This window comes from Pseudoalteromonas lipolytica, from assembly GCF_001306915.1.
Classification (GTDB): Bacteria; Pseudomonadota; Gammaproteobacteria; order Enterobacterales; family Alteromonadaceae; genus Pseudoalteromonas; species Pseudoalteromonas simplex.
On the sequence record NZ_LJTC01000012.1, the window covers coordinates 1 to 17,393 of the forward strand.

Consider the following 17,393-nt stretch of genomic DNA (forward strand, 5'->3'; position numbering starts at 1 on the left):
GAGAACATCGGTGCACTTCTACGTGGTACTAAGCGTGAAGACGTTGAACGTGGTCAAGTACTAGCTAAGCCTGGTTCAATCACTCCACACACGAAGTTCACTTCAGAAGTATACGTACTTTCTAAAGATGAAGGTGGTCGTCACACTCCATTCTTCAAAGGTTACCGTCCACAGTTCTACTTCCGTACAACTGACGTAACAGGTGACGTACAGTTACCAGACGGCGTTGAAATGGTAATGCCTGGTGACAACATCAAGATGACTGTAGAACTAATCTGCCCAATCGCGATGGACGAAGGTTTACGCTTCGCTATCCGTGAAGGTGGCCGTACAGTTGGTGCTGGTGTTGTTGCAACTATCGTTGAGTAATCAACTATAGTGATGCATTAAGCATTAAGAAAAACCCGAGCTTAGTCTCGGGTTTTTTTATGGGTGAAAAAAGCTATCAGCTGTCAGCTTTCAGACGTCAGATTCGATCGGTGGGGTTGTTTAGTGTGGTGTCTCACTCAGCATTCGGCCTGTTCATTCTTCGGGTAGGTTGGTTTGAGCGGAGCGAAACCCAACGTAAACAGTGCTATCAGCTTTCAGACGTCAGATTAGATTGGTGGGGTTGTTTAGTGTGGTGTCTCGCTCAGCATTCGGCCTGTTCATTCTTCGGGTAGGTTGGTTTGAACGCAGCGAAACCCAACGTAAATAGAGCTATCAGCTTTAAGACGTCAGATTAGACCGTTGGGGATGTTTAGTTCCGTGTCTCACTTAAGCTTCGCCCTATTCATTCTTCGGGTAGGTTGGTTTGAGCGCAGCGAAACCCAACACAATCCATGCAAACCTTTTCTTTGGTAAACCCAAACCACATTAAAGCACTCCCAAGGTTTTGCTTGACCTAGAAGCTAGAACTTTTACCCTCGCAACTCACACCTAGCAACCAACTCTGTTATTTCTACTAAAACTAATTACTTACCTATAGCTAAAGTTGTTTTTGGTTTCATCATTTCGTCATGAAAAACCACTTTTTTAGTAACAATGCCTTCTTAGTATGGCTGCGCTAATTATCCAAGTGCAGTTTAGTTAGCACTCAAATTCTTAAAATAACGTACTAACGGAACGTAACGATGAAAATTAATAAAATTGCTACTGCAATTGGTTTAACGTTGGCATTGTCAGCGACAGCCAATGCAGGTGTGTTACCAGACAGTCAAAAACAAAATGATTGGTATAGTGCCGCTGAAACAAAATTAACGGAAAAAGAGGCGGCGGCTCAGGCTGAGCAAACGTTTAAAGCTAAAAATGTCATTTTATTTGTTGGCGATGGTATGGGTATCTCAACGCTGACTGCATCTCGTATCATGGCGGGACAAATGGAAGGCAAGTCAGGCGAAGAAGGCTTACTAAGCTTTGAAGAATTTCCATACTCAGCGCAAATCAAAACCTATAACGTTGATGCGCAAACCCCTGACTCTGCAGGCACAATGACAGCAATTATTTCAGGTGTTAAAACCGATGTAGGTGTAATTGGTGTTAACGAAAATATCGAACGTGGCGAGTGTGCAACTGTTGCTGGTAACGAGTTAATTACCGCAACAGAACTGGCAGAAATTAAAGGTTTAGCAACAGGTGTTATCTCTACGGCGCGTATTACTCACGCAACACCGGCTGCAACCTATGCAAAATCAGCTGACCGTAACTGGGAAGACGTATCAGATATGCCGGCTGATGCTGTAGAAGCCGGTTGTGAAGATATTGCCTCACAACTTGTAAATTTTGAGAAAAACCTAGAAGCACGCTTCGTAGGGACTGACGTAGATGGTCTTGAAGTTGTGATGGGCGGTGGTCGTCGTCACTTCTTACCAAAAGACGCAACGTTTAACTCAACTGATGCAGTGAGCGAAGTAGAAGGTGACCGTACGGATGAGCGTGATCTAACGGCTGAGTGGCAAGAAATGTACCCTGATGGTAAGTACGTCATGGACCAAGCAGGCTTCGATACACTAAATGCTGACAGCAAACGTGTATTTGCATTATTTAACGAATCACACATGCAATACGAAGCAGATCGCGCTAACGATGTAGCGGGTGAACCGTCATTATCTGAAATGACAGGTAAAGCAATTGATATCTTAAAGAGCAATGAAAAAGGCTTTTTCTTAACGGTTGAATCAGGCCGTATCGACCATGGCCACCATGCGGGCAATGCTTATAACGCGTTAAACGATACCGTTGAATTTGCCAAAGCAGTGCAAACAGCAGTTGAGAACACCAACCCAGAAGAAACTCTTATTCTTGTTACTGCCGACCACAGCCACGTATTCACTATCGCGGGCTACCCAAAGCGTGGTAATCCAATCTTAGGTCAAGTAGTTGCTATTGGTAGCGAAGAGCCAAGCCTTGCGGCAGATGGTATGCCTTACACCACAGTTGGTTATGCTAATGGTTTAGGTTTTCGCGATTTAGGCGATGAAACCGACGCTGATGCATCTTATAGCGAAGCGGCATTTGCAGGCCGTGTTGATTTAACGGGTGTTGATACGACTACTCCTGGTTATCACCAAGAAGCCACTGTGCCACTAAGTTCAGAGACTCATGCAGGTGAAGATATTTCACTGCATGCAAAAGGTCCAGGTGCGCAACTAGCACAAGGCGTTGTGGAGCAAAACGTAATTTTCCACATCATTAACCAAGCTCTAGAACTAATTGAAGAATAATGGCGACGACGATGAAAAAACTAAATTTAATTTCTCTTGCTGTAGTAGTGGCATTAGCGGGTTGTTCTGATGACGATGATAACTCACCAAAAACATTAACCATTGAAAATACATTAGCTGTTGGCTCTGAGCAGTGCGTAAACGGTGGTACAGAAACCCTTACCGGTGAAGATAGCAACGATAACGGTGAGCTAGACTCAGCAGAAGTAACGGCTACAAGCGTTGCATGTAATGCACCAGCAACGTCGTTAACGGCATCGCAATTAGCGCCGTTGACCGATAATGAATGGTTCAAGTCAGCACAAGTTAAAGTTGCTACTAGCGAAGAAAACATTGCTGCCGTTGTAAAAGAGTCTGGTAAAGCGAAAAACGTGATTCTGTTTGTTGGTGACGGCATGGGTATTTCAACCGTGACGGCAGCACGTATCATGGCCGGTCAGCTCGAAGGTAAGCTGGGTGAAGAGCATCAACTTAGCTTTGAAACACTACCATTCTCAGGGTTTGCTAAAACCTATAACGTTGATGCGCAAACACCTGATTCTGCGGGTACGATGACAGCAATGGCGTCGGGCGTAAAAACGGATGCAGGCGTTATCGGTGTTGATGAAGACATTGAGCGTGGTAACTGTGCAACGGTTGCAGGTAATGAACTAGTCACAGCCACTGAGCTTGCTGAGATTGCTGGTAAGTCGACTGGTATTGTTTCGACAGCGCGTATCACTCACGCAACGCCTGCAGCAACGTATGCAAAATCGGCTGACCGTAACTGGGAAGACGTATCAGACATGCCAGAAGCAGCGGTTACCGCTGGCTGTGAAGATATTGCATCGCAATTAGTTAATTTTGAAGCAAACCTAGAAGCACGCTATGAAGGCTTAGATGTTGATGGTTTAGAAGTTGTCATGGGCGGTGGTCGTCGTCATTTCTTACCGAAAGACGCAGCGTTTAACTCTGCTGATGCTGTGAGCTCAGTAGAAGGTGACCGTACAGATGGTCGCGACCTAACAGCTGAGTGGAAAGCTAAATATCCTGCAGGTCAATATGTGATGGACCAAGCTGGTTTTGATGCAATTGATGCAGAGTCAACAGAGCGCGTATTTGGTTTATTCAATGAATCACATATGCAATACGAAGCAGACCGTTCAAACGATGTAGCAGGCGAGCCTTCACTTGCTGAAATGACAGCAAAAGCAATTGATGTGTTAGATAACAACGCCAATGGTTTCATGCTAACAGTTGAAGCTGGTCGTATTGACCACGGTCACCACGCGGGTAATGCTTACAATGCACTAAGCGACACAGTTGAGCTTTCAAAAGCAGTCCAAGTTGCTCTTGATAAAACCAGCATCGAAGACACGTTAATCATAGTAACAGCTGACCACAGCCACGTATTTACCATTGCAGGCTACCCAAAACGTGGTAACCCAATCTTAGGTAAAGTGGTACCTGTGGGTAGTGATGAACCATCACTTGCAGCAGATAACATGCCATACACAACGGTTGGTTATACCAATGGTGGCGGTTTCCGCGACTTAGGTGATGAGACTGATGCTGATGCAGGTTATAACTTTGCACCGGTAACAGGTCGTGTTGATTTAACAGATGTTGACACAACAACACCAGGTTTCCACCAAGAAGCCGTCGTACCTCTAGGCTCTGAAACACATGCAGCAGAAGATGTGGGTGTGTATGCAGTTGGTCCAGGTGCACATTTAGTAACAGGCACTAATGAGCAAAGCCTTATCTTCCATGTTATGGATTATGCCGCTGACCTTGTTAAACAAGCTGATGCTAAATTAGCACAATAATGAGTGTTTGGGAGGCTCCATGCCTCCCTTACTCAATTAGTTATAAAGTAAACCAAGACAAAAGAGAATCCCGTGAAAGCAGCCATCTTACTTGCCTCATTACTTAGTCCACTTGCTGTTGCAGGGCAATGCGATATGAACACCGGTTTTACGCAAGCAGACTATAAAGTCACCACAGAAATCGTTGCTAATAAGCAGCATACTGAAAACACTTTTACCCTTTGGCGTACGCCTCACCAGGTGGCTAAGCAGAATCCACAATTTATTGAATTATGGCAACAGTTGCGCAATAAACAAATTCGCCCAATTCGTTACTTTCAGCATGCCCAGCGTGGTATTGAGTATCAACCATCGGAAGTGCAAGGTGAACAAGATTGGAGTAGCAAATATCAGCTAGTAAGCGATAAGTTTTTAGCCTCAATGACGCACCAGAAAAGCACCGGTGAAGGCTGTGAGTTAACAGAGTATTACACACAGCAGCAGGGTGAGAGCAAAATAGAGCTAAGCTGGCTTGCCAATCAAAAGTTACTCAAAGCAATTCGTATTTCAACACCAACTTATAGCCGTGAAATTGCTTTAACAGCCAGTCATTACAACCAGCAAAAGATTCAGGCAGAATTTGCGAAATGGGATAACTATCAAACGACCGATTACGCAGATATCGGTGATAATGAAAGCGATCCATTTTTAGCTAAAATGATCAACTTAGGGTTTGTTGAGCATGGTGCAAGTGGATTTTATGATGCGCAAGGTAATCAGCTCAAAGGTGAGCATGGTCATCATCACTAATTAAAAAAGGCACCTTGGTGCCTTTTTTGTTGTTTAATTACTTTAGCTTAAATCTAAAATGCATAGTTCCAAGTTAGATTTACAGTACGGCCAGTGCCTGCAAAATAGCGAGTTGCCGATGGGTTTGTTTGCCCATAATAAGTGATGTAGTACTTATCTAGCAGGTTATCGATACCTAGGCTAAATGCACCATACTCAGCACTTTGATATTGCACTGATAAATCAACGGTTGTGTAGCCGTCAAATTCTTCACCAGTATTAAAGTCGCGGTCAAACACTTTATTAACTTGTAAGCGGCTAGACAAACTTGCTGGCCATTGTTGCTGCCAGTAAAGGTTTAACCGTGTCGGTGAAATATTGCTGCCGCCTAAGTCGCTCTCTACTTTATTGTCGCCATCACCGTCATATTGGCCTTCTGTATCAGCGTAACTTGCACCGAATGTTGTGCTGTTAGTTAGGTAATACTGTGCATTGGCTTCAAAACCTGAGATCTCAGTGCGTTCACGTTTTACACTGTAAATACCATCAGCATCAGCTTGTAAACGAGAGCCTAASTCTGAGTCAGATTCAAAGTAGCTGGCTTTAATATTGAAGCTATCGCTTGCATATTCAAAACCTAATTCGCGGTTATCAGAAATCACAGGTTCTAGGTTTAAGAAACTTTCAACCGATAAGCCAGCTTGGTTTATACCACGCAGTACACGCCCCACATCGGCCATGCTAAAGCCTTCGCTGTAGCTTGCGTAGAAACGAAGGTCATCAGTCACTTGGTAGACAACACCTAAGTTCTCTAATAATTCGTTAAAGCTTGGCTCACCGCCTTCTACAAAGCTGCTGTTGTAAGATGCTAGGGTAGTAAAGTCATCTACTTTTAATTTGCCGTACTCGTAACGAACACCGGCATTGAAAGTCCAATCTTCTAAGCCGTCATAACGTAGCTGAGCGAATGGTGCGATGTTATTAAACTTGGTTTTTGGCACCCAATGACGACCTGTTTGCGCAAGCTCTTGGTATGTTTCGTCAGAAAGTAAATCGATACCGGTCGCAATATCAAACTGGCTGCTTAATAGGTTATCTTTATTATAAGTAACGCGACTTCCAAACTTTTGTGACTTGTTTTGAGATTGGTCGTAAAGGTTTTCACCAAATTCAGGATCTTGGAAAGTACCAAATGTACCGCCGCCATACATTGCCGCAAAATCTTGCGTGAATAACTGAACTGCAAGGTTGCCGCCAGCGATATTAGTGTGGTTGTAATCAAGGGTGAAAGTTGTTACACGGTTGCGTGGTGCATCACCTTCTATATCGCCTTTTTCAGCTGATGTGGCAAGGCCTGTTGTTGGGTCACCATTAATAGCAACAAAATCTCCATTACCCTCAATTTTGTAGTGGTTCAGCATCGCTTGAATACTTTGTTCATTATCAAGCTGATATTTAACTTTTAAAAATAGGTCTAGGCTGGTTGAGTCTTGCGTATCACCTTGTGTGCCATCTAACCCAACAAAGTCTCCGTTACCATCGCGATACATACCAGTACTACGTGCCGATACACCGCCAATAAAACTAATATCATCTAGCTGTTGGCTGAATAAGTAGCTGGCTTTATAGCTTTGGCTGTCGCTGCCACCGTCTGTCGGAGTGCTAAACCCTGCGCTCATTTGGTGATTAAAATCGCCTGCTGATTTTGTGATGATATTAATAATACCGCCGCTTGCGCCCATGCCTTGGATTGCATTAGCACCACTGATCACTTCGATGCGTTCGATCATGGCAGGATCAATTGTATTGCCGTCACGAGAACCATTACGCAACGGGTTCGACTGAGGTACACCATCAATCATGTATAGCGGTTCACGGCCACGTAGTGTTTCACCTGCACTGGTCATTTTTTGACGACTTGGTGAAAAGCTCGGTAATAAATTACCTAAAATTTGCGATAGATCTTGAGTGTGAGCAAGTTGCTCAGCAATGTCTTCACTGGTAATAACGCTGATAGTTGCAGGTACAGTACTAACAGGTGCAGTACTACGCGTTGTAGAAACAGTAATACGCTCAATATCTTGAGCCTGATTTGCTAACGCAGCGATAGGAGTAAGTAAAAAAGGAAGCGCAAATTTCATTGACATCGTTAAATCGCTATATAATTGTTATTAAAAATTGTTCGTATTTATACATGTGTTTATTGCTGCAATCAATATTGTGTAAAGGCTATAAAAACTTGGTTTACTTTGGTTTTTCTGTAAGTGACTGATAATGATTATTTAATTTTTCTAAACGGTTATTTAATTAATTTAAAAAATAATTGGTAAAAAAGCCGCTTGTTGATTACCGTTAATGAAGGAGGAACAGTCATGACAAAAATAAATACAAAACACCCTGCGGGTACTTTCTGTTGGGCCGAGTTATGCGCAAAAGACTGGCAAGCTGCAAAGCAATTTTACACGCAACTTTTTGACTGGGGTTTTGATGATCAGCCAATAGGTGAAGACATGTATTACACCATGCTGCAAAAGCAAGGTGATGATATTGCCGCTATGTATCAACTGCCAGCAAGTATGAGTGAGATGCCAACCCATTGGTTATTATATATTGCTGTTGATGATGTTGACCAAAGCACTGAGCTGGCAAAATCATTGGGGGCAACGGTTTTGGCAGGGCCACATGATGTCATGACAGCGGGTCGCATGGTGATGCTGCAAGAACCTGGCGGCGCAACATTTGCCTTGTGGCAAGCGGGTGAGCATATCGGGGCTAAAAGAGTGCAAGAGCTTAACCTACCTTATTGGTTTGAGCTTGTGTCGAAAGACATGCAAAAAAGTCGCGACTTTTATTGTCAGTTATTCGGATGGCAGTTTGAGGTGAAACCCATGGAAGGTATGGACTACACCTTATTCACTATTGATGAGCAACCGATAGCAGGCATGCTCGAAATGACCGATGAATGGCCAGATGATATTCCACCGCATTGGATGCCGTATTTTGCGGTAGCAGATTGCGATCAGACGGTTGCCAAAGCAACGCAGCTTAATGGCGCTATTTGTGTGCCAGCAACAGACATTCCAGATGTTGGGCGTTTTAGTGTGATTACCGACCCACAAGGGGCCGTTTTTTCTATTCTTAAGTCAACCATTGATGAATTAACTTAAGCTCTTGGTTTTTGCCAATCTGTCCCAAAGTATACACCTAAGCCTCATCAAGATGCAGAAACTCGCACCTTGAGGTGGTTTAGGTATAAATACCCCAACTAAGGAGCAGATTGATGACTAAGCATGTGGTGGTTACAGGGGCCAATAAAGGGATTGGTCTTAATTTATGTAAACAATATTCAGCCAAAGGTTACCGTGTTACCGCGGTGGTTCGCACCCCAAGCGAAGAACTTCAAGCACTCGATGTGAAGATTATTAGCGACATTGATGTATCTAACGCCGATGATGTTGCAACACTTGCCAATTACTTACACGGCGACAAAATTGATATTTTGGTTAATAACGCCGGTATTTTTCACAACGAAACATTCGCTGATATGGACTTTGCTGCCATCGAAAAGCAAATTAGCGTGAACAGTATCGCGCCTATTCGTATTACGCATGCATTACAGCAAAGTTTAGGCATTGATGCTAAAGTGGCGATGATTACATCGCGCATGGGCTCAATTGCTGATAACGGCTCGGGCGGTTACATTGGTTATCGCATGTCAAAGGCGGCCCTTAATGCTGCGAGTGTTAGTTTAGCCTATGAGTTAAAAGATAAAAAAATTGCTGTTGGCTTATTTCACCCAGGCTTTGTACAAACGCAAATGGTTAATTTTGCTGGCGATATCAGCCCTGAAACTGCAGCAGAGCGTCTCATCAAACGTATTGATGAACTAAACCTTAGCAACACAGGTGGGTTTTGGCATTCAAATGGTGAAACGCTACCTTGGTAATACTTTTTTCACTGTTTTTATAACTCGGTTAGTTAGTAGCTAAAAAGCTGCTAACTGCTGATAAGTTTCGCTAATTTTTGAACTTATAGTTTGCTATACTCGTACAATTAAAAGTCATTTTGATGTAGAGAGCAGCACATGGAATTAGAGCAAAATAGCGAATTAACCCTTCCTCTTTTTTATTTCGATGAAAACCTTCATAGCCGCGATATTGAATCTCCAGATCTATTATTACATGTAACGTTAAGCGAAGAGTTACTCGCGCAGCTTTGTCAAAACCCAGCTGCTGATAGCAGTGTGGCTATTGCTATTAATGAATATCGTCTTGAAGCGTTAAATGATGATTATCAAGTATTGATTAATAGTGAGCACGACGCGCAGTTAACTTTAGTTCGCGGGCCATTATTGAGCGCAATGCTTAGCTGTGACAATGATCAAACTTTTGTGTCGCCGCAAGTAGATATGATGCCAACCTTCGATTTAGGTGATGACGTTGAAGATATCGAGGAGGAAGGATGAGAAAAACCCTCACGACCGTATTCGGACTTATTCTTTTAAGTGGCTGTGCATATTTAGGCGCTGCTCATTACGATGAATTGTTTGGTGAAGAGCAACCTAGAGAGCGTGTTGTTGCTGCATCAACACTTGAAGGCGCCGAGTTTTTAAGTGACGTAAAACCTGTTCTTGACACTCGTTGTGTGGTTTGTCACGGCTGTTATGATGCACCTTGTCAGCTTAAGTTATCTTCTGTGGAAGGAATTGACCGAGGTTTAAGTAAAGAGCGTGTCTATGATGGCACACGTTTGCTTGCACAAGAGCCAAGTCGTTTACTATTTGATGCGACAACCACAGCTCAGTGGCGTGAAAAAGGCTTTACGCCAGTGCTTAACGAGCGAGTACAAACCGAAGAAGCGAACCTAGCGGGTAGCGTGCTTTATAACTCTTTGGTGCTTAAGCAAAGCAGCCCTCTGCCTAAGCAAGCTATTTTAGGCGATGAGTTTGATTTTTCACTCGATCGTGAACAAACATGCACCACAATGAATGAGTTTGATTCATTTGCTAAAGATAATCCACACAGTGGTATGCCATATGGTTTACCGGGGATCTCAAGCGAAGAGTTTCAGCACCTTGCTAAATGGCTCAGAAAAGGCGGATATCTTGCTCATATTGAGCCCCCTGAAAAAGGCGTACTTAAGCAAGTGGAGCGCTGGGAAGCTTTCTTAAATCAAGATGGTTTAAAGCATCAACTAGCTGCTCGTTATATTTACGAGCACTGGTACTTAGCGCATATTTATTTTCCTGAGCATGGCGATAAACACAGCTACTTTAAACTAGTTCGCTCTTCGACTCCGCCGGGAGAAGAGATCAAGCATATTAGCACGCGTCGCCCTTATGAAGACCCTAAAGTTGAACGAGTTTACTATCGTTTAATGCATGACCGCTCGACTATTTTAGCTAAAACACATTTACCTTTAGCATTAAATGATGAAAAACTTGCCCGCTTACATTCGCAATTTATTGAAGCTGATTATCAAGTAAATAAATTGCCAAGCTATAAGCCTGAAGTAGCATCAAATCCGTTTAAAGCTTTTGCAGCAATTCCAGTAAACTCGCGTTATCAATTTATGCTTGATGAAGCAGAGCTTATAATCATGGGCTTTATTAAAGGTCCTGTTTGTCGTGGTCAAATCGCGTTAAACGTGATTAACGATCAGTTTTGGGTTGGTTTTGCTAAGCCTGAAATGGCGGCGACACCTAAAGTCGGTGAAATGTTGTTACAACATGAAGATGCGCTAGCTTTACCTGCAGAAGAAGAAAGTAACGCTTTACCGATTTCTAGTTGGGTAAAGTACTCAAAACGCCAAAACAAATACTTATCAGCAAAAGTTGCACTGGCAAATAAGATGTTTGAGAACGGTCAGCACCTTACCACCGATTTACTTTGGCAAGGTGAAGGTCATAACCAAAATGCAGCGCTGACGGTGTTCCGTCATTTCGATAGTGCAACGGTTGTAAAAGGTTGGATAGGCCAGCAACCAAAGACTGCTTGGATACTCGATTATGCCTTATTTGAACGTATTCATTACTTGCTGGTGGCGGGGTTTGATGTGTACGGCAATATAGGTCATCAGCTTTTAACTCGTTTGTATATGGACTTTTTACGCTTAGAAGGCGAAGCAAATTATCTGGCGTTATTACCAGAAGCTAAACGTAAAGAAGTTAAAGCTCAGTGGTATCGTAAATCACCACCTAGTTTAACCAGTTTCTTTGAAGATGAACTGTCATTTAGTCAACCTACTGGCATTGAATTCAAAACAGCAGATCAGCAGTCTGAGCTGTATAACATGCTTAAAGAGAAGCTCAAACCAATTTTGAGTCCTCGTTATGACTACACCAAAGTGCCAGAACCGCTTGCACAAATAAATGATTTGCCTGTCAAAGCAATTAATCTACTGCCGCAAATTTCGTTTGTGTTAGTCAAAGAGGGCGATGAACAGCACAAAGCCTATACTCTTATTCATCACAATGCTCATTACAATATTTCGAGTTTATTGAATGAAGAAGGGCAGCGAGCTTATGACGAAGATACTGTAACAATTGTACCGGGGTTTATTGGTGATTACCCAGAAGCAATTTGGTATCTACATAACGAACAACAGGTTGCTGCATTTGCAGCTGGGCTTGCTAAAGTGACTGATGAGTCGGCATATAGAGACCTGAAAAGCGAATTTGCGATTCGTCGAACGCATCCTCAGTTTTGGCAATACAGCGATATTTTGCATCGTGTAGCTAAAGAATACCGAGGTGTCGAATTTGGGTTATTTGATTATAACCGCCTCGAAAATAGGTAGCCTTTAAGTACTGCTTTGTTTGTTGATAAAGCCCACTTAATAGTGGGCTTTACTGCTTAATTTAGACTAGAATAAAATAAAAAGATCAGAGAAATGCATGTTAAACCTAGTTATTGATATCCGTAAAAGATATCGCTGGGGGTTATTAGCGATAGCGCTTCTAATATCCTTTTCAGCGGCCTTGATTCAATCTTTGTTGTATATCCAAAAGGGTGATGCCGAGGTGATCAATATTGCCGGCAAGCAACGAATGCTCTCTCAAAAGATTGCTTTGCATGGTAACGCATTAATTTATGACAAGTCTCTGCCTGTAAAGCAACAGCATCGCAAGCTGCTACAAGACACCGTTGAGCAGTTTATTGCAGGTCACCAGTTTTTGGTTGCTCGCGATGGTCCAAATACGTTTCGTCATTTAAATCAGGAGTTAGAGGCACATTACTTTGCTGCTCCAAATAAGCTTGATGCGCGTGTTAAGCGCTATGTAAGTAAAGCACAGAAGCTATTAAATAGCCGTGACGACTACACAGATTTTGACGGGCCTGTTTTCGAAACTCAACAAGTTGAAGTCTTATTAAATGAATTAGATGTAGCTGTTGAGTTGCTTGAGCAAGAGTCTGTAAAAAAAGTCACATTTATTGCAACAGTTGAATTAATATTTTGGTTAACGGCTTTGCTGTTGTTATTGATTGAACTATTTTTTGTCTTTAAGCCAATGGAATCATTAATCGCTAAAACAATTAATAAGTATCAAACTCAAAAAGAATATGCGGAGCAAATAAGCAAAAATAAAGAGCGCTTTATAGCTCGCGCAAGTCATGAATTTCGAACACCAATACAAGGCCTTACAGCCTCTATTGAAGCGCTTGATATCAATGAACAACAGCTCGCAACTAAAAAACAAGCTGTTTATTGTGTGAATAGATTAGTCGCAATGTTAGATGAACTTGTTGATTTACAACAGCTCACAACAGGAAATTGGCAATTAAACCCGAGTCGTGGAAATTTAAAGTCGACTCTAAAACACGCGATCACCCCATTTGAATATGTTTGCGACGAAAAGAATATTCTGCTTAGTATCGATATTCCAGAATCTCTTAACAAAGATGTACTTACTGATCATGCTCGTTTACAGCAAGTTTTGGCTGAACTCATCAACAATGCAGTAAAGTTTACTGCTGAACAAGGTCGAATTGCGATCACAGCAAGAAGTCAAGGCGAACAAAACTACATTATTGAAGTGCAAGATAACGGCAAAGGGTTTGAAAAGCCACCGACCGATATACTCAGCTTGGAAAATGATAGCGAGCAGCATTTTCAAGGCCTTAAAACTGGTTTGTTGAGGGTGGTGCATATTGTTAAAGCTTTGCAGGGGAATATTGAGTTTTTAAGTGCTCAACCGCAAGGTGTTAAAGTGGTGCTTAGCTTAGAGTTAAGTAATGCCGCTGGTGATGACGCAGAGGTTTTATTACCCAATAAGTTACACTGCTTAATTGTGGAAGATAATCAGTTGAATGCCACTATATTAGGTCGTATTTTAGGGCAGTTAAATTACAGCTTTGATATCGCTGAAAATGGCTTAATCGCCACAGATAAAGCGTCAGATAAGCAGTATGATTTAATCTTTATGGATTTGAATATGCCAGTTATGGATGGCTTTAAAGCGATTGATATTATTCGTAATGAGCAGGGGCAACAGGTGCCAATTTTGGTGGTGACGGCCAATACATCAAATGATGATTTACAACGTGTGTATGAACTTGGGGCTAACCTACATGTATACAAACCGATCTCGCTAGATTCAGTGCAAAAAGCTCTCAGTATTTTATTTACCGAGAGCTCACAGGGATAACCAAAGCGTTAAATTAGTTTGTTACTTTGATGTCGCCAACACCTACTTCAACGTCAATATCATGCAGCCCATTGCCTCGGTAGCTTGAGTGAGAGCTAACGACTTTGCGGCTGGTGTTAGCCTCTTTTTTCAAGCCGCGAATCTTGGTGTCGCCCACACCGGTATCTAGTTCGATGCGTCTGTAATCGTCAAGCGCACTATCAATTCTTACTGCGCCCACACCAAGTTCAATCTCAACTGAATTACTTGCGTCGTTAATCTCAATATCACCTACACCTAGCTCAACATCAATTGCCATTGATTTAGGCATTTTTACATGCCAGTTTTGTTGAATGTCATCGTTATCTAATTTTAAGCTAAGTGAGCTGGCACTTTGCGAGTGGCTTAATTCGATATCTGATAAGTCAACATCAGAGCTGAACCAGCTATTGTCATTTTTTGGTTCAATGCGAACTGTAACCACGACTTCGCTGCCGTCATAGCTTTCGACTTCTAAGCTGCCCACCGGAAAATCAATATCAAGCTGGCTTGCGCCATTCACTGCAAAGTTATGATTTAGCTCACGTGAGTCTTTTGCCATTGCGTATGTTGTTGTAAGTGCTAAGCCTATTGCTGCTACACAAAGTAATTTTTTCATTGTCTGATTCCTGTTAATGACCTTTTATACCTTAGTCGCAGCCGTGTTCAAAAAAGGTTTAAACGATTTTTAATTTTTTATCGAATGCGGTAACGTCAAGTTAACGGTAACTTAGAATGAGGATTCAAAGTGCAACAAGTGCAGTTGGTTAATGTTAGAGCCAGCCTGAAGGGCCAAGGCAATGACGTTTATTATTTAGATGAGCTCAATATCAATGTATCGCCATTGCAGCAATGGGTTTTACTTGGCGCTAATGGGGCGGGTAAATCGGCTGTGGCCGCTGCCATTGCTGGTTTTGCGAAAATAGAGCAAGGCCACTATGAGAATAGCTTTGAGCGTATAGCATTGGTATCGCCAGATAGCCAAAAGCAGCTCCTCGCGGTCGAGTTAACTAAAGATCAAGATGATATTATTGAGGGTGTTACGGCTACGAGTACAGTTTATGAGCTGATTATTGCAGGTCGAGACGAGCAACAGCTTGATAGTGATTTGCTACAGCAACTAATAAGCCTATTTGATTTTAGTGACAAACTTAGCAAGGCATTTCGCGATTTATCGACCGGCGAAACCCGCAAACTAATGCTGATTCAAGCCATAATCGGTCGACCAGATTTACTTGTGCTTGATGAGCCTTTTGATGGTTTAGATGTCAAGGCAATGGCTGGGTTGAATCAGTTACTCGCTGAGCTTAGTAAAACGACGACCCTTATTTTTGTGCTTAATCGCTTAACTGAGATCCCTGACTTTGTGGATCATTACGCCTACGTTAAAGAGGGTCATGTGGCTCAGCAATTAGCAAAGCCTACAGCCGAGCAGCGCGATGATTTACTTAAGCTATTGCACCTTACTCATACTCAGCTACAAATACCTGAGGCAGATATTGACCATCAAGCGCCTCCGCTCACAGACTCTATGCTGGTAAGATTAAACAACGCATCAGTCAGTTATGGCGGCGAGGCTATTTTTGAAAAACTCAACTGGCAAATTAACCAAGGCGAACATTGGCAGTTAACAGGTAAAAATGGCTCAGGTAAAACCTGTTTGCTGAACCTTATCACGGGCGATAGCCCGCAGTGTTACAACAACGATATCAAGGTGTTTGGCTACCAGCGCGGAAGTGGTGAGAGTATTTGGCAAATTAAACAGCACATTGGTTATATTTCTAACGCGCTGCATATGGATTATCGAGTGAGTATCACCGCACTCAATACGGTTGTTTCGGGCTTTTATGACAGCATTGGTCTTTACCAAAAAGCCACTGATAAGCAACTTGCCATTGCCAAAAAGTGGTTAGCGTTATTAGGTTTAAGTGATAAACAAAGCAGTTCATTTAGCCAACTGTCTTTTGGTGATCAGCGCTTATTGTTGATTGCTCGGGCTATGGTTAAACACCCTAACTTATTGATTCTTGATGAGCCTTGCTTAGGTCTTGATGAAGCGAATAGGCAGCGCGTGTTATTACTAATAGAAAAAATCTGTGCTGCAGGCACCAGCACCGTGGTGTATGTTAATCACCACGCGAGTGACAAAATAGTCGGTATCAACAATTATTTAGAGATGGCTGATTTCACAAAAAAAGCGCCATAAGGCGCTTTTTAAACGATTGAAATCATTTAAATACGGGTAACGGTAAAACCCTTATCTGTTAATTGCTTCAATAAGCCGTGTTGCTCTGGTAAGTGCAAAGCGCCCACTGCAATGAACAGCTTTTCTTTACCGATGCGAGTAGATAGTTGATTAACCCAATCGTTGTTACGGTCTATCAACATCACTTGCTCGCTTAGCTGACCATACTGAGAGTCATCAAAGCTTTCGTTATAAAACTGTGTAAGTGTTTTCATGTCACCTGATTTCCAAGCCTTGATCAGGCCAAAAAAGTAGGTGTCTACATCTGCAAGTTGTTCGAATGTTTCTTCGATCATTTTGTCATTCATGATTGCTAAGTGCTCAAACATTTCCATTTGTCGTTCAAGAGTTTCTAGCTCACCAACAGAAATTTTATGTTCTTGAGCATAAGCAAGTACTTGCTTGTCTATGCCGTATTGATCTGAAAAACCAACGCTTTGGAACTCCATTTGCATCATGGTGACCATCACCGCCCACGGTGCTAAGTTCTTAAACATCGCAATATCAATTGATTTATCCGCAAAGTACTTTTGCAGTTTTGCATAGTTTTCTGATGATAATTCTGATTGTAAGGTTTTGCCATTTTTCAGCATCATAAATGGTAATGAGCGACGCTGCATTTCCATCGGTGAAATAGCGCTGATATCCACCTCAACAATGACTTTATCTGAGTTATCGAGTGCTTTTTTTACCTTGCTCGGTAAGCCTTTCATGCTGTTGTCACCCACATGTACGGTACCAAATAAATATGAAGCAACGCCGTTCTTTTCTACTTTCCATAATCCCGGCTCGGCAAGTGCATGTTGGCTAAAACCAAGCAGTAGCACCATAAAAAACAGGGCATTTATACGTTGGACGAATTTCATAACTTTCCTTTTCATTACGTGGTTATTTTCAATACTAAACTAATTTTTTAAAGAGGCGTTAAATTAAATCGGCTTTAAGCAGAAAAAATTACATTTAATTGCCAAAAATTAATCAATCATAGAATGGCAGATAAAGAGGTATGAAATTTCAATATTTAGCAAATGGCGAAAAATAAATCTTATTAATGGTGAAGTTTAGATATTTATTTCTATAAAGTCGTTTTTTTGCTTGTTTTTTGAATTGAATTTTATGTTGACTTAACGCCCCCAGCGCGGTACTAATAGAAAAAGACAGCGGGATGGCTAGATTTCCGCTACAAATGAACAGAATTTGGTTAC

13 protein-coding genes are annotated in these 17,393 nt (G+C 42.1%); 10 read left to right on the top strand and 3 right to left on the bottom strand.

Annotated features, from left to right (window positions below; translation table 11 throughout):
• The 4 genes from AOG27_RS16425 to AOG27_RS16440 all read left to right on the top strand — a co-directional run.
• Nucleotides 1-369: elongation factor Tu (locus AOG27_RS16425; RefSeq protein WP_082389326.1), on the top strand; the 369-nt coding region annotated here is incomplete at its 5' end.
• 743 nt (nucleotides 370-1,112) lie between these two features.
• Nucleotides 1,113-2,702: an alkaline phosphatase gene (locus AOG27_RS16430; protein ID WP_054554097.1), complete on the top strand. Its 1,590-nt coding sequence runs from the start codon at nucleotides 1,113-1,115 to the stop codon at nucleotides 2,700-2,702.
• A gap of 11 nt (nucleotides 2,703-2,713) precedes the next feature.
• Nucleotides 2,714-4,510, top strand: a complete 1,797-nt coding sequence (locus AOG27_RS16435) for an alkaline phosphatase (RefSeq protein ID WP_054554098.1) — start codon at nucleotides 2,714-2,716, stop codon at nucleotides 4,508-4,510.
• Between the two features lie 72 nt (nucleotides 4,511-4,582).
• Nucleotides 4,583-5,299, top strand: a complete 717-nt coding sequence (locus tag AOG27_RS16440; RefSeq protein ID WP_054554099.1) for a hypothetical protein — start codon at nucleotides 4,583-4,585, stop codon at nucleotides 5,297-5,299.
• Nucleotides 5,300-5,352: 53 nt separating this feature from the next.
• Here the strand turns inward: AOG27_RS16440 and AOG27_RS16445 are convergent, their stop codons facing one another.
• Nucleotides 5,353-7,419 carry a TonB-dependent receptor gene (locus AOG27_RS16445; protein WP_082389311.1) on the bottom strand — a complete coding sequence of 689 codons (2,067 nt, stop codon included), beginning with the start codon at nucleotides 7,417-7,419 and terminating at the stop codon, nucleotides 5,353-5,355.
• Nucleotides 7,420-7,650: 231 nt separating this feature from the next.
• On the opposite strand from AOG27_RS16445, the gene AOG27_RS16450 reads away from it, so the two are divergent.
• From AOG27_RS16450 to AOG27_RS16470, 5 genes are all read left to right on the top strand, one after another.
• The gene (locus AOG27_RS16450) at nucleotides 7,651-8,445 is read left to right on the top strand and encodes a VOC family protein (RefSeq protein ID WP_054554101.1); all 795 of its coding nucleotides are present in this window, start codon (nucleotides 7,651-7,653) and stop codon (nucleotides 8,443-8,445) included.
• A 113-nt stretch (nucleotides 8,446-8,558) separates the two neighbouring features.
• The gene (locus tag AOG27_RS16455) at nucleotides 8,559-9,224 is read left to right on the top strand and encodes an SDR family oxidoreductase (protein ID WP_054554102.1); all 666 of its coding nucleotides are present in this window, start codon (nucleotides 8,559-8,561) and stop codon (nucleotides 9,222-9,224) included.
• Nucleotides 9,225-9,362: 138 nt separating this feature from the next.
• The gene (locus tag AOG27_RS16460) at nucleotides 9,363-9,743 is read left to right on the top strand and encodes a hypothetical protein (RefSeq protein ID WP_054554103.1); all 381 of its coding nucleotides are present in this window, start codon (nucleotides 9,363-9,365) and stop codon (nucleotides 9,741-9,743) included.
• Nucleotides 9,740-12,076, top strand: a complete 2,337-nt coding sequence (locus AOG27_RS16465; RefSeq protein WP_054554104.1) for a fatty acid cis/trans isomerase — start codon at nucleotides 9,740-9,742, stop codon at nucleotides 12,074-12,076. The genes AOG27_RS16460 and AOG27_RS16465 overlap by 4 nt, the downstream gene beginning before the upstream one ends.
• 97 nt (nucleotides 12,077-12,173) lie before the next feature.
• Nucleotides 12,174-13,925, top strand: coding sequence for a response regulator (locus AOG27_RS16470; protein ID WP_054554105.1), 1,752 nt, complete (start codon nucleotides 12,174-12,176; stop codon nucleotides 13,923-13,925).
• A gap of 13 nt (nucleotides 13,926-13,938) precedes the next feature.
• Here the strand turns inward: AOG27_RS16470 and AOG27_RS16475 are convergent, their stop codons facing one another.
• Nucleotides 13,939-14,562, bottom strand: coding sequence for a hypothetical protein (locus AOG27_RS16475; protein WP_054554106.1), 624 nt, complete (start codon nucleotides 14,560-14,562; stop codon nucleotides 13,939-13,941).
• Between the two features lie 129 nt (nucleotides 14,563-14,691).
• Between AOG27_RS16475 and modF the strand changes: the two genes are divergently transcribed.
• On the top strand, nucleotides 14,692-16,149 hold the full coding sequence (gene modF, locus AOG27_RS16480) for a molybdate ABC transporter ATP-binding protein ModF (RefSeq protein WP_054554107.1): 1,458 nt from the start codon (nucleotides 14,692-14,694) through the stop codon (nucleotides 16,147-16,149).
• Nucleotides 16,150-16,175: 26 nt separating this feature from the next.
• Here modF and AOG27_RS16485 read toward each other — a convergent pair whose 3' ends face one another.
• Complete coding sequence (locus tag AOG27_RS16485; RefSeq protein WP_054554108.1) at nucleotides 16,176-17,054, bottom strand: TraB/GumN family protein; 879 nt, start codon at nucleotides 17,052-17,054, stop codon at nucleotides 16,176-16,178.
• Nucleotides 17,055-17,393: the final 339 nt, after the last annotated feature.

Excerpts from the sequence above, each read along its gene's own strand:
- AOG27_RS16475 (WP_054554106.1), bottom strand. The coding sequence starts at position 14,562 with ATGAAAAAATTACTTTGTGTAGCAGCAATAGGCTTAGCACTTACAACA.
- AOG27_RS16485 (WP_054554108.1), bottom strand. The coding sequence starts at position 17,054 with ATGAAATTCGTCCAACGTATAAATGCCCTGTTTTTTATGGTGCTACTG.
- AOG27_RS16460 (WP_054554103.1), top strand. The coding sequence starts at position 9,363 with ATGGAATTAGAGCAAAATAGCGAATTAACCCTTCCTCTTTTTTATTTC.
- AOG27_RS16455 (WP_054554102.1), top strand. The coding sequence starts at position 8,559 with ATGACTAAGCATGTGGTGGTTACAGGGGCCAATAAAGGGATTGGTCTT.
- AOG27_RS16450 (WP_054554101.1), top strand. The coding sequence starts at position 7,651 with ATGACAAAAATAAATACAAAACACCCTGCGGGTACTTTCTGTTGGGCC.
- AOG27_RS16435 (WP_054554098.1), top strand. The coding sequence starts at position 2,714 with ATGAAAAAACTAAATTTAATTTCTCTTGCTGTAGTAGTGGCATTAGCG.
- AOG27_RS16470 (WP_054554105.1), top strand. The coding sequence starts at position 12,174 with ATGTTAAACCTAGTTATTGATATCCGTAAAAGATATCGCTGGGGGTTA.
- AOG27_RS16430 (WP_054554097.1), top strand. The coding sequence starts at position 1,113 with ATGAAAATTAATAAAATTGCTACTGCAATTGGTTTAACGTTGGCATTG.
- AOG27_RS16465 (WP_054554104.1), top strand. The coding sequence starts at position 9,740 with ATGAGAAAAACCCTCACGACCGTATTCGGACTTATTCTTTTAAGTGGC.